Here is a 12,408-nt window from a genome sequence, read left to right as displayed (position 1 = left end):
CTATTTACCCCGACATTCATAAGAATCATAAGCTTTAACAATGCGTGCCACCAGAGGATGTCTGATTACATCAGTATCTTCAAATTTTATAAAATTTATACCTTTAATATTTTGAAGAATATTACAGGCTTCCACAAGACCTGAAGCATTTTTTCCGGGCAAATCTATCTGGGTAATATCTCCTGTAATAACAGCCTTAGAACCGAAACCAAGTCTCGTAATAAACATTTTCATCTGCTCAGGAGTGGTATTTTGAGCTTCATCGAGAATAACAAAAGCATTACTTAGTGTCCGGCCTCGCATAAATGCAAGAGGAGCTATCTCGATAATATTTTCTTCAATCATCTCAAGAACTTTATTAAAGTCCAGCATATCATAAAGAGCATCGTAAAGGGGGCGCATGTACGGATTAACCTTATCAACAAGGTCTCCGGGTAAAAAACCAAGTTTCTCACCGGCTTCAACAGCCGGACGGGTCAGAATAATTTTTTTAACTTCCTTACGCTGCAGTGCATACACAGCCATCGCCACTGCGAGATATGTTTTACCAGTCCCTGCCGGTCCAATAGCGAAGACCATATCGTTTTCACGAATAGCAGAAAAATATGCCCTTTGGGTCAGTGTACGCGGAGTAAGTGTTTTCTTTGGCGAAACAGCAAAAAGCTCATCACGAAAAATTTTGATAAGATCAGCACCGGGGTCACGGCAAAGAATTCTGTAAGCTGCTTCAACATCCTGCGGAAAAATTTCCTTGCCTGACTTAAGCAGTGAATAAAGTTGCGTAAAAGATTTTGCTACGGGATCGATCAACTCTTCATTCTCAGCTATAAGAAATAAAGAGTTCCCCTTACTCTCCACTCTTACGCCGGATTGACGTGAAATGAGCGTTAGATTTGAATTCTGGGGGCCAAAAAGTACGCTGGCCAGGCCCACATCATCAAACTCCAGCTTTACTTGTTTATTTTCTTTATCTGCCATCAATTTTTAAACCTGCTATTTTTTTGTGGGATAAATACGGCAGGAACCAATATTATGCAACTGGCTAATTGTGACAAACTTAAAAGTTTATTGAGAGAGGAGATCATTAACTGCGGCAATAATTGCTTTTGAATTGAAGGGCTTAGTAAATGTATATTTTACACCGAACATCTTGATCCAATCCAATGAATCATAATTTGCAGAAGAACTTCCCCCGGAAACAGCAATAATTTTTATATCAGGATTCTCTTTCATAAGCTCCCTGACCGTCTGAACGCCCTCTTTTTCAGGCATAAAGATATCTGTAATCACAAGATCAATTAAACTTCTGTCATAATCACGAACAGCTTTGGAACCATCATCAGCTTCAGAAACATGGTGGCCTTCTTTTTCCAGCATTGCCCGAAGCACCTGGCGTGATATGGGATCATCATCAACGACGAGAATCCGGGGCATAAACAAACTCCTTTATTACAAAACAATCAATTACAAGTGGATATAATTATCAGGGATCACTTCTGCAAATTTTAAAACTATTTAACTTCTAAAAAAAAAATTTTCAAGAGTTATACTGAAAAAGCTATTAGCGTCTTTTATTGCTACCTTGAAAAATCTCATATTCAAGCAGACGACATTCTATTTTGGCATTATAGAAAAAAGTTCTACTACTTGATTTAAGACCTATAAATTTAGCTAATTCCATATTTCCGGTAAAAACAAATCCTCTGTAGCCCTGACATTTATTTTTAAAGAAATCACCAATGGCAGTATATATTTTCTCAAGCTTTGTACGGCTGCCAAGTCTCTCGCCATATTCGGGATTCATAATCACGATGCCGCTACCCTTAGGTATTTCAGTATCACGAAAATCACAAACTTCAAACTGAATATGATGTTCAACACCAGCCGCACGTGCATTCTTTTTTGCCGCTTCAACAGCTTCAGGATCTAAATCAGTGGCAATAATCTTGCCATCAATAGAATCCCTTTCACGATCCTCAGCATCAATGCAGAGATTGTCCCAATACTCAGGATTATAACCGGGAATCTGCATAAAAGCATAGCTTTCACGCATCAATCCAGGCGCCCCATTCAAAGCGATAAGAGCCGCTTCAATTGCAAGAGTGCCGCTACCGCACATAGGAGAAATAAAATTACCGCGGCCATACCACTTTGCAGCACGAATAAGTGTAGCCGCAAGGGTCTCCTGCAATGGAGCTTTATGAGGCAGCTTACGATACCCGCGACGCGCAAGAGGAATCCCTGAAGTATCTAAATAAATAGTACACTCGTCATCACGCCAATGCAGAAAAACAATTATACCGGACATCTCAGGACCGGAAGAAGGTCTTCTGCCGCACTTATCACGAATACGATCAACAACAGCATCCTTAACCTTCACGTTAGCAAAACGGGAATCATTCACAGTTTCAGTGCGCACGGAAGAAGTAACTGTCAGATAGCCATCAGGTGCAATAATGCGCTCCCATTCCATACTTTTTACTTCGTCATACATTTGATCCGGTGTTTCTGCTTTAAAACGCTTAAGCTGGTACATGACACGATGCCCGCATCTAACCCAGAGATTAAGCCTCATACACTCATTAAGTGAAGCCTTGAGCTCAACTCCGGCGTGATACTCTTCACGCACAGAAAAACCCAACCGACCGATCTCTTCGGAAAGATAAGGACTGAATCCTTTAGGACAAGTAACCATAACAACACTTTTGCGTTCAAAATCAAGCATTTTAACCTCAACAGGCACTCATGTGCCCAATTCAAAAAAATCTATATAATTAAAAAATAATTTCACTAAATTGCAATGATACAAAAATAAAATCATACACGCATCATATTTAGAAAAAAAGGCCCTGCCCACTCACAGGCAGAGCCTTATAAACTCTCAGACACAAAACAACAAGTGTCTATTTTTTAAGGCCGAGCTTCATATTATCAAAAGCGGACAAAATACGCTCGTCTTTCTGCGGTGCAATCATATTTATAATATAAATGGTAATAAAGTTGGCAAAAAAGCCAGGGACAATTTCATACATTTGAGCTCCAAGTCCCATATTTTTCCATACAATGAGAACAACTGTCCCTACTACCATGCCGGTAAGAGCTGATACCCATGTGGTCTTTTTACTGAACAAAGAAAAAAGAACCACTGGACCGAAAGCTGCACCGAATCCACCCCATGCATACGCAACAAGGCCGAGAATAGTATTCCCAGGAGTAAGAGCCATGCTTGTAGCAATAATAGAAATAACCAGTACACATAAACGCCCGACCAAAATCAATTCTTTTTCGGAAGCGTCACGACGCAGAATTTTCTTATAAAAATCTTCAGTGAGAGCAGATGAAGAAACCAATAACTGAGAATCGATAGTGGACATAATTGCTGAAAGGATAGCTGCTAACAATACACCACCTACCCAGGGATTAAAAAGCTTTGCAATCATATAAATGAAAACTTTTTCCTGTTCACCGCCCTTCAGTCCATCAAACATTGGAATTGCGATCATTCCAACCAATACAGCTCCAATCAAAGAGATCACAACCCATGTAAGAGCAACCATTGTTGCCTTTGGAAGTTCATGTACGGAGCGAATTCCCATAAAACGAGTCAAAATATGAGGCTGTCCAAAATAACCAAGTCCCCAGGCCATAGTAGAAAAAACGGCCATTATGGAGAGGGCGTTGCCACTACCGTCATGAAATAAACTTGTCGCAATATGCTTTGCTGCCATCTCAGACTCTATTACAGAAATTCCTCCATTATCAATCACACCTAAAATAGGCACAAGTATAATGGCGAAAAACATAAGCCCGCCCTGAAAAAAATCTGTCCAGCAGACAGCCATGAACCCGCCTAAGAATGTATAGGAAACAATAACAACTGCGCCGGTTATTACTGCAAATGAATAATTTATATGAAACATGGACTCAAACAGCTTACCTGCTGCAACAAGCCCAGAGGATGAGTAAATTGTAAAAAAGATAAGAATAATTACGGCAGATCCGACACGCAGCAAACTGGTTGGATCGTTAAAACGCTTTTCAAAAAAAGATGAAATTGTAAGAGTGTCAGTATGCTGAGTATATACACGCAACCGTGCAGACACAAAGATCCAGTTAAGAGCTGTACCAATAAAAAGGCCTATGGCAATCCATGCTTCATTCATACCGCCTAGATAAACAGCTCCCGGAAGTCCCATGAGCAACCATCCGGACATGTCACTGGCCTGTGCGGAAAGAGCCGTAACCCATCCTCCCAGCCCACGTCCTCCGAGGATGTACCCCTCAATATCAGTTGTTCTTTTATAAAAATACCAGCCGACGGCAAGCAGAAAAACCAAGTAGACACCAAATGTAAGCAAAGTCTCTGTTTGAATCACAATAATTCCTTTTTAAACAAGTAAACGAAATCAAAACAACATATATCGTAAAAATGGGGCTCATATTTAACTACCTATAGTTTTTTAGACAAGATATTTTTTTTCAACGTTGATTATACGGAATAATATTAGATAGAATTTACTTTATTCAGATATTTTAAACAAAACCATTTTATTTTTTCCAAATGCTTCTTTACACTAACACCTTATATGCCGACTTTATGAAGTTCACATATACTTCAATGATGTAGTTCCAAATCCAAAAATATTTATAGTTTAACTAAAAATTGTCCCCAAGCTCCTTAATCATTCGCTATAAATTGAAGATTCACTTCAACTCTCCTGAAATAATTCCGTAAAGCATTCAGGAATCATTGCATTTGACTTCTGTACTGAATACATAAAACAAACAGGAGAATATGAGATGGATGAAAAACAAAAGGGATCGATAGGTCTTTACGGCGCAATAGCCATAGGCATCGGAGGTATGGTCGGAGGCGGAATTTTTGCTGTATTAGGACTTGCAGTATCCATGGCACATGGTGCAACTCCCATCGCCTTTGCTCTTGCCGGGGGCATTGCCATATTAACAGCATTTTCTTATGCAAAACTCTCGGTAGCATTTCCCAGTCAGGGTGGCACAGTTGTTTTTCTTGACCGGGCATTCGGGCATGACAGTATTGTCGGTGGACTAAATTTTATTTTATGGCTCAGCTATCTTGTTACTCTATCTCTTTATGCCACGGCATTCGAATCATATGCCAAAACATTTTTCCCAGTCAGTCTATACTCTGTATGGCTGCACCATGGCCTCATCAGCATAGCGATCATTATTCCAGTAATGATTAATCTACTTGGCGCTGAATTGATCAGTAAATCTGAAACGTTTATTGTCGTAGTCAAATTAGTATTACTCGGCATTGTGGTTGCTTCAGGTGCCGTATATATCCAGCCTGCACGGCTCGCAGTTTCAACATGGGCGCCAATGTCTGCGGTAATCCCTGCTGGAATGGTTATTTTTGTAGCCTATGAAGGGTTTGAATTAATATCCAATGCGGCTGAAGATGTCCGCAATCCCAGCGTCACCCTACCCCGGGCATATTACGCTTCAGTTGGCATTGTGGTTTTACTTTATATTTTAGTGGCAATCCTTACTGTAGGCGTGGTTCCTGAAAGTCTTATTGCATCATCAAAAGACTATGTTCTTGCTGAGGCTGCCCGCCCCGCACTCGGGCAGTTCGGCTTTTTTCTTGTTGGAATAGCTGCAATGCTAGCCACCATTTCAGCTATTAATGCAACCATTTATGGCAGTGCCAGACTGGGATTCATTTTGGCAAAAGACAAAGATTTACCACAGATAATGGAACGAAAAGTGTGGGATCAACCATTTGGGGTACTGGTAGTGGGTGCAATTACTTTATGCATGGCCAATACACTTAACATAGAATCAATAGCTGTAATAGCCAGCGCAGGTTTTCTGCTTATTTTCTCTGCCGTAAATCTTGCCGGCGCCAAACTGGCAAAAACAATCAATGCCAAAAGACTCCCAATGATAATAGGAGCTGTCGTATGTTTTGCCGTGTTATGTATTTTATTATGGAGGTCGGCATTCGATAACAGAGAAGCATGCATAGCCTTCTTCGTAGTTCTGATTTGTGCGTTCTTGTTCGAATTTGCAATGGCTAAATTCCGTTCAACTTCCAAAAGAGCTTGGCACTGTTTGCGGTAGGATTTTATAGGAATTGTACTTCCAACTCCGGCTAGAATTGTATGTAAAATATATTGAATAAAACATTTAATTAATACAGTAATATATATAGTGTTATTTAATATTTTATTTTTTAAAGAAGTTTTTCGTATGAATTATTTTAAGATCTTACTCATTTCATGCTTCATGTTGATCGCGGCCCAATCTTTTGCTTTTGCTGGTAGTGGTAAAACAATAATCCCTCACTGGGAAACAGAGTCTGAATACGGAGGTACCGCTACGGGAGATAACATATATATTTCTAATATTTCAGCTCATGACTTAATTGTAAAAGTAACTCTATATAATACGGATTCATCAATTCTTACATCAGGGCCTCTGTACAGAAACTTCAAGGAAAACAATACGGTAATAGCTGCAGGTGAAACGGCGAGCGTAAGTATAGTAACAAACATAGATACTATGGGGTATGGAACAATAGAATGGAACAACAAAGCTGGTGAAGATGATATTGTAGGGCTCATATCCACTATAAACTTTCAACCAACCAACTCAGGTAAGCCTTTCTAGTCACAATTAAAAGATAAAACCAATAAAAACACCCCCTCACTACAACCAGCTCTTGGTCGTTATAAGGGGGTGCTTTTATTACAGTTGGTGCGAAAGGAGAGACTCGAACTCTCACGGATTAACCGCTGGATCCTAAATCCAGTGCGTCTACCAATTCCGCCACTCTCGCAACCGTATTTTTAGGCTATAGCCTGAACATTGCTGTTTAATCAAGATTAATCAGGGCAATATCCCCGCCAGCCGTTGCGTTAATATAGGGACAGCCAGAGCTTGTCAACAAAAATCAACAATCTAACCTAAAATTTATATATTTTAACTACATTTCAGTGAGTGCAGCTAAAATCTGCTCAAGTTTTAATTCAAGATCTGCAAAGTCTTTAGCTAACAATCTAATTATTGGTTCTTTACCTTTTTCACCTGAATCACAAACAACATCGACCATTTCAGGCTCAGGATGCTCAGATATAGCTTTGCATGTCCCCCACTCAATACTTGCAGCTTCGCTGCCTTTAAGATCAGTAGACTCATCTTCACGATCAAACCAGGCTTCAACAAATCCGCATGATGCAATTGCTGACGTAATCTCAGCATTATTTCGCAAAGTTGCAGCACATCCAACTTCAGGATTATACTTACGTACACAAATCAAAGATTTAGCTAAATGCAGTGAGGCACCGAAATCAGGCCGTCCACAAACAATTACCTCACCTTTACGTGTTGAGGTAATCCTGCCGCTAAATGCCGATACTTCTTCGATATATGCTGCATACGGTAATGCAGCAGCTACGTTCATCCGCATTTCAGGAATAAGTTTATGCAAACCTTCCATACGACTCAGTCTAATCCCACATTCATAATGATCTGATAATAGCTTCTGCTTCATCTTCTCAATTAACATAGGCGCAAGATGGTTGGGAGGTCCACTTCCCTCTCCGATATCAAAACCTGCACGTAATGCAAGGTTCAAGTATTCCTGAGCCTTTCGCACAGCTGCATGCATATCATATCCTTTAGCAAGATTAGAAGCGATTGTAGCCGAAAGGGTACAGCCTGTGCCATGACTGTTTTTAGTCTTCACCCGCTGCTGCATCAATGGAATAGGTTGTTGTCCTTTAATTCCAAGCCAGTCAGTTGCGGCTACAGAATCAAAATGTCCTCCCTTGATAAGAACTGCTTTAGGCCCCATATCAAGCAAAATATCAATTACTTTAAATACGTCCTCGCGAGTTTTTATTTCAATCCCGGTAAATAACTCCGCTTCAGGAACATTCGGGGTTAGCAGATCAGCAAGAGAGAACAAGCTTTTCATAGCTTCAACAGCATCTTCTTTAAGCAATTTTGCACCGCTTGTAGCAACACAAACGGGATCAATTACCAATGGAAAATTCTTATCCTGTAATGCAGCAGCTACTGATCGAATAATAGATGCAGAAAAAAGCATTCCTGTTTTTGCTGCATGAACTTTAATGTCACTGCAAACAGTTTCAATCTGCAAAGCAACAAACTCCGATGAGACAGCTTCTATCCCAGTTACTCCGGTTGTATTCTGAGCAGTTAAAGCTGTTATAGCAGTTGCTCCATAACAACCAGCCATTGAGATAGCCTTTAAATCGGCCTGAATACCGGCTCCACCACCTGAATCTGAGCCTGCTATAGTTAAAACGCATGGAAGCGATTTCATCTAGCCTCCTTAGGCTTGATTATTGTTTTTTGTTAATATGATGCATTTTTACCTGCCCATTCATCTGCGGTCAACCGTGCAACTTCATACTCTATTTCGGGCCTCGATACATTATATACTCATAAAAAAGATTACATTCTGGACATATTAATTTCAGTGTGATTTATTAATAATCAGGATTCCTATTTTCGTCCTATTCTACATTAACTTTTTTAAAAGGACTCCCGTGATAGAATTTTCCGAAAAATGTGATTTAGAACCAGCATGCAATAAACTTTCAAAGCTTGTTTTTAAAGACCTCATTGAACTTGATGAACTGCAAAACATGCTTGACGTGAGCTATGCTGCGACCGGCATGCCATCAGGGATTATCGATGCAATAAACGGAGAAGTATATGCTGGTGCAGGCTGGCAGAGAATATGTGTTCAATTTCACAGGGCTAACCCTGATAGCAATCTAAACTGCATTGCAAGTGATACAGCCATCGTGAGCAAAATCAAAGATACCCCCTATTGCGGATACAAATGTGCTAATGGTCTCTGGGACGTCGGCGTACCTATTAAATGCATGGGTAAACATATAGCAACCTTATTCTTAGGTCAGTTTTTTTACGATGAAGAAATTCCTGATAAAGATTATTTCATTAAACAGGCCAAACGTTTTGGATATGATACAGAAGACTACCTTTCCGCCTTGGATGAAGTACCCCGCTTTAAAAAAAGCGTGTAGACGAAATTCTTAAATATAATATTGCATTAGCTGCCTTTCTATCAAATCTTGCAACAAAAAATCTGGAAAGACAATTTGAGATTGAACAGAGAAAAAATGCTGAAAGCGAACTCCGGAGCCTTCGTAATTATCTGGCAAACATAATAGACTCAATGCCTTCAACTCTTATAGGAGTAGACCCGGAAGGAATCATTACACAATGGAACAAAAGGGCTGAAGATTTAACAGGCTTAACCGCTGAGCAGGCCTTAGGAACTCCTTTGGTACAGGCGATGCCCGGACTGGATAAAGAAATCGATCATATCAAACAGGCTATAAGCAGCTGCAAAAAACAAACTTACGGCACAGTTTCAAATGTTGATGAATCAACTCAAATATATGAAGATATTACAATCTATCCACTGATATCTGACAAAGCTCGAGGGGCTGTCATCCGTATTGATGATGTTACTGAAAGAGTCAATATGGAACGTATGATGCTTCAATCAGAAAAGATGTTATCAATTGGTGGACTTGCTGCCGGCATGGCCCATGAAATAAACAATCCTCTTGCCGGAATACTGGGTCATGCTATTAACATAAAAAAAAGAATTTATTCAGATATTCCGAGCAATATTTCTGTTGCACAAACATGCAATGCCAGTTTGCAGGATGTACGAGAATATCTGGATAAACGTGAAATTCCACGTATGCTTGATGGCATCACAGATGCGGGAGAAAGAGCTGCAAACATCGTAAGTAATATGCTCAGTTTTGCCCGTAAAAGCGACAATAACTTTACTCCACAAAATCTCGGAACATTGATTGATAAAACCCTTGAACTAGCTATCAATGATTATAACTTAAAAAAAAGTTATGATTTCAGACGAATCAAAATAATACGTGAATATGCCCTACAGACTCCTTTAGTCCGCTGTTCAGGAAATGAAATCCAACAGGTTCTATTAAACCTTTTCAAAAATGGTGCAGAAGCCATGGCTGAAAAAAACTATGTTGATTCTACTCCTCATTTTATTTGTAGAGTTTATGTAGATAACAGCATGGCTGTAATAGAAATTGAAGATAATGGAGGTGGTATGACTGATATTATACGTAACAGAATTTTTGAACCTTTTTATACGACGAAAGAAATAGGACAAGGTACAGGACTGGGACTTTCAGTCTCGTATTTTATTATTGCCAATCAGCATAACGGAACAATGGCTGTTGAATCAAATCCCGGACACTGGACCAGATTCACCATAAAAATCCCCTTAAAACAGCCCATATAGTTTCTTGCCAGCTTCTGGCTTCATCTATATGCTCCGCCCCATGACAAAGAGCATCATTGCCAACCAAGGCAAACAACCACGCTTCCTTCCCATGACACGGCAGGAAATGGATATACTGGGGTGGGATCGTCCTGACATAATTCTAGTTTCCGGCGACAGTTATATAGATCATCCAAGTTTCGGAATACCTCTTTTAGGTAGGGTACTCACAGCACATGGTTTTAAAGTTGCGCTAGTTTGCCAACCGGACTGGACTGACAGTAAAGCCATTGAAGAGCTAGGTCGCCCTCGCCTTTACGCCGGAGTTTCCGCCGGAGCACTTGACTCTATGGTTGCTCACTACACATCATTTCGCAAGAAAAGAAGTGACGATGCTTATACTCCCGGAGGAAAAGCAGGAGCCCGTCCAAACCGTGCAGTTATTATCTACACCAACCTGATCAAAAAAGCCTTTAAAGGCCTTCCTGTCATTATTGGTGGGATAGAAGCATCTTTACGCCGTATCTCACACTACGACTTCTGGACTGAGAAAGTGCGAAAACCTGTTCTCATGGATAGTAAAGCAGATCTGCTGATTTACGGCATGGGCGAAAGAGCCATGCTTGAAGCAGCTATCAGGCTGTCAAAAACTGAAGAACCATGCTCTGCAACACTGAAAGGTATAAATGGTACAGCCTTCATGGGCTACCCTGAAGATATTCCCGAGACAGCTGAAAAAGTTGAGCTTCCCGCACATAAAGATATTATGTCTGACCCAAGTCAGCTTATGAAAGCGACTCTGACTTTGGAAGAACAGGTTCACCATGGTACTTCATGGGCGATTCAGCCGGTTGATAATCGCCACGTAGTGATCACCCCACCATCAGAATACCTTTCCACAAAAGAATTGGACTGGCTATATACACTCCCTTTTGCCCGCTTGCCTCACCCTGTTTATAAAAATAAAGGGCGCATCCCTGCTGCAGACATGATCGAGTTCAGTGTAACCTCACACAGAGGTTGTGGTGGAGGATGCTCTTTCTGCTCCATTGCTATGCATCAGGGCAGACACATACGGTCACGCAGTAAAAAATCAATTCTTGGCGAACTGGAAAACATGAAAAAACATCCTGATTTTAGAGGATCAGTTTCTGATATTGGAGGTCCCAGTGCCAACATGTGGGAAGCTAACTGCGCTTTAAATAGAGAAAAATGTAAGCGAAAAAGCTGTCTTGTGCCTAAGGTTTGCCCAAATTTCAAATACAACCAGAAAGCTAACCTTAATCTGTTACGTCAGGCCCAGAAGATGGATGGGATCAAACATGTACGGGTTGCCAGTGGAGTCCGCTATGATCTGGGACAAACAGACCGCACAAGTCTAAAAGAAATTTTTAAAGAATTTGTTGGAGGACAGCTTAAAGTTGCACCAGAACATATTGCCCCGAGGGTTCTGGAACATATGCGAAAACCGAACCTCCCTATATTTGAAAGCTTTCTGGAGATGTTCAAATCTGAATCCAGCAAAGCAGGTAAAGAACAATATGTTATCCCATATCTTATGAGTGCTTTTCCAGGTTGTACGGATGATGATATGCGCATGCTTAGCTCATGGCTTTCTGCACGTGGCTGGAAACCACGTCAGGTGCAATGTTTCATTCCCACCCCCGGCACAGTTGCAACCGCTATGTTCTATGCTGAAACAGATCCGTCCGGTAACCGAATATATGTTGCTAAAACAGACGCACAACGATTGAAACAACACCGCATACTAATACCTGATCCAGGCAAAGATCCTCGTGCTGGAGGCAGATCAGGCAGCAAATCTCCTCGAGGAAAAAAAACATATAAAAGCGCTGTTCACAACGATGCACAGTTTAAAGAAAAAAGTGGAGCAAAAAGCTCTCATGATGAAAAGAAACCCTATTCTAAAAAAGGGAAAAAAAGCTTCACAAATAGGAAAAAAATAAAGTAATTACTATAGGGAATGAATGTAAATTGTGCATAACTACGTTATGACGAAAAAATAACAACTGGTAAATTCCACATAAAACCGCTCACGACTAAATTTGAACCTCTAAATCCGGATACAATAA

Annotated in this window: 10 protein-coding genes and 1 tRNA gene; 5 read left to right on the top strand and 6 right to left on the bottom strand. The window is 40.5% G+C overall.

The window, feature by feature from the left end; all coding sequences use genetic code 11:
• From H589_RS0113990 to putP, 4 genes are all read right to left on the bottom strand, one after another.
• Window positions 1–978 carry a PhoH family protein gene (locus H589_RS0113990; RefSeq protein ID WP_027722609.1) on the bottom strand — a complete coding sequence of 326 codons (978 nt, stop codon included), beginning with the start codon at window positions 976–978 and terminating at the stop codon, window positions 1–3.
• An 87-nt stretch (window positions 979–1,065) separates the two neighbouring features.
• Complete coding sequence (locus H589_RS0113985) at window positions 1,066–1,434, bottom strand: response regulator (protein WP_027722608.1); 369 nt, start codon at window positions 1,432–1,434, stop codon at window positions 1,066–1,068.
• 127 nt (window positions 1,435–1,561) lie between these two features.
• A complete protein-coding gene (locus tag H589_RS0113980; RefSeq protein WP_027722607.1) occupies window positions 1,562–2,725 on the bottom strand; it encodes a THUMP domain-containing class I SAM-dependent RNA methyltransferase in 1,164 nt (387 codons plus the stop codon).
• Window positions 2,726–2,903: 178 nt separating this feature from the next.
• Complete coding sequence (putP, locus tag H589_RS0113975) at window positions 2,904–4,376, bottom strand: sodium/proline symporter PutP (RefSeq protein ID WP_027722606.1); 1,473 nt, start codon at window positions 4,374–4,376, stop codon at window positions 2,904–2,906.
• A 424-nt stretch (window positions 4,377–4,800) separates the two neighbouring features.
• Here putP and H589_RS0113970 point away from each other — a divergent pair, with 424 nt between their 5' ends.
• On the top strand, window positions 4,801–6,105 hold the full coding sequence (locus H589_RS0113970; protein WP_027722605.1) for an APC family permease: 1,305 nt from the start codon (window positions 4,801–4,803) through the stop codon (window positions 6,103–6,105).
• A gap of 129 nt (window positions 6,106–6,234) precedes the next feature.
• A complete protein-coding gene (locus H589_RS0113965; RefSeq protein ID WP_027722604.1) occupies window positions 6,235–6,654 on the top strand; it encodes a hypothetical protein in 420 nt (139 codons plus the stop codon).
• A gap of 85 nt (window positions 6,655–6,739) precedes the next feature.
• On the opposite strand, the gene H589_RS0113960 is transcribed toward H589_RS0113965, so the two are convergent.
• Together H589_RS0113960 and thiD are read right to left on the bottom strand one after the other, a co-directional pair.
• A tRNA-Leu gene (locus tag H589_RS0113960) sits at window positions 6,740–6,823 on the bottom strand.
• Window positions 6,824–6,970: 147 nt separating this feature from the next.
• On the bottom strand, window positions 6,971–8,335 hold the full coding sequence (gene thiD, locus H589_RS0113955) for a bifunctional hydroxymethylpyrimidine kinase/phosphomethylpyrimidine kinase (RefSeq protein ID WP_027722603.1): 1,365 nt from the start codon (window positions 8,333–8,335) through the stop codon (window positions 6,971–6,973).
• Between the two features lie 226 nt (window positions 8,336–8,561).
• On the opposite strand from thiD, the gene H589_RS0113950 reads away from it, so the two are divergent.
• The 3 genes from H589_RS0113950 to H589_RS0113940 are packed head-to-tail and all read left to right on the top strand — an operon-like array spanning window position 8,562 to window position 12,287.
• The gene (locus tag H589_RS0113950) at window positions 8,562–9,065 is read left to right on the top strand and encodes a PocR ligand-binding domain-containing protein (protein ID WP_027722602.1); all 504 of its coding nucleotides are present in this window, start codon (window positions 8,562–8,564) and stop codon (window positions 9,063–9,065) included.
• 5 nt (window positions 9,066–9,070) lie between these two features.
• Complete coding sequence (locus tag H589_RS19805; RefSeq protein WP_342664914.1) at window positions 9,071–10,336, top strand: two-component system sensor histidine kinase NtrB; 1,266 nt, start codon at window positions 9,071–9,073, stop codon at window positions 10,334–10,336.
• A gap of 40 nt (window positions 10,337–10,376) precedes the next feature.
• Window positions 10,377–12,287, top strand: a complete 1,911-nt coding sequence (locus tag H589_RS0113940; protein WP_027722601.1) for a YgiQ family radical SAM protein — start codon at window positions 10,377–10,379, stop codon at window positions 12,285–12,287.
• The last annotated feature ends 121 nt before the right edge of the window (window positions 12,288–12,408 follow it).

It is taken from the genome of Maridesulfovibrio zosterae DSM 11974 (assembly GCF_000425265.1).
Classification (GTDB): Bacteria; Desulfobacterota; Desulfovibrionia; order Desulfovibrionales; family Desulfovibrionaceae; genus Maridesulfovibrio; species Maridesulfovibrio zosterae.
Note: the sequence above shows the minus strand (reverse complement) of the source record. Positions and strands in the feature narration are given on the sequence as shown.

Excerpts from the sequence above, each read along its gene's own strand:
- H589_RS0113965 (WP_027722604.1), top strand. The coding sequence starts at position 6,235 with ATGAATTATTTTAAGATCTTACTCATTTCATGCTTCATGTTGATCGCG.
- H589_RS0113990 (WP_027722609.1), bottom strand. The coding sequence starts at position 978 with ATGGCAGATAAAGAAAATAAACAAGTAAAGCTGGAGTTTGATGATGTG.
- H589_RS0113970 (WP_027722605.1), top strand. The coding sequence starts at position 4,801 with ATGGATGAAAAACAAAAGGGATCGATAGGTCTTTACGGCGCAATAGCC.
- thiD (WP_027722603.1), bottom strand. The coding sequence starts at position 8,335 with ATGAAATCGCTTCCATGCGTTTTAACTATAGCAGGCTCAGATTCAGGT.
- H589_RS0113980 (WP_027722607.1), bottom strand. The coding sequence starts at position 2,725 with ATGCTTGATTTTGAACGCAAAAGTGTTGTTATGGTTACTTGTCCTAAA.
- H589_RS0113940 (WP_027722601.1), top strand. The coding sequence starts at position 10,377 with ATGACAAAGAGCATCATTGCCAACCAAGGCAAACAACCACGCTTCCTT.
- H589_RS0113985 (WP_027722608.1), bottom strand. The coding sequence starts at position 1,434 with ATGCCCCGGATTCTCGTCGTTGATGATGATCCCATATCACGCCAGGTG.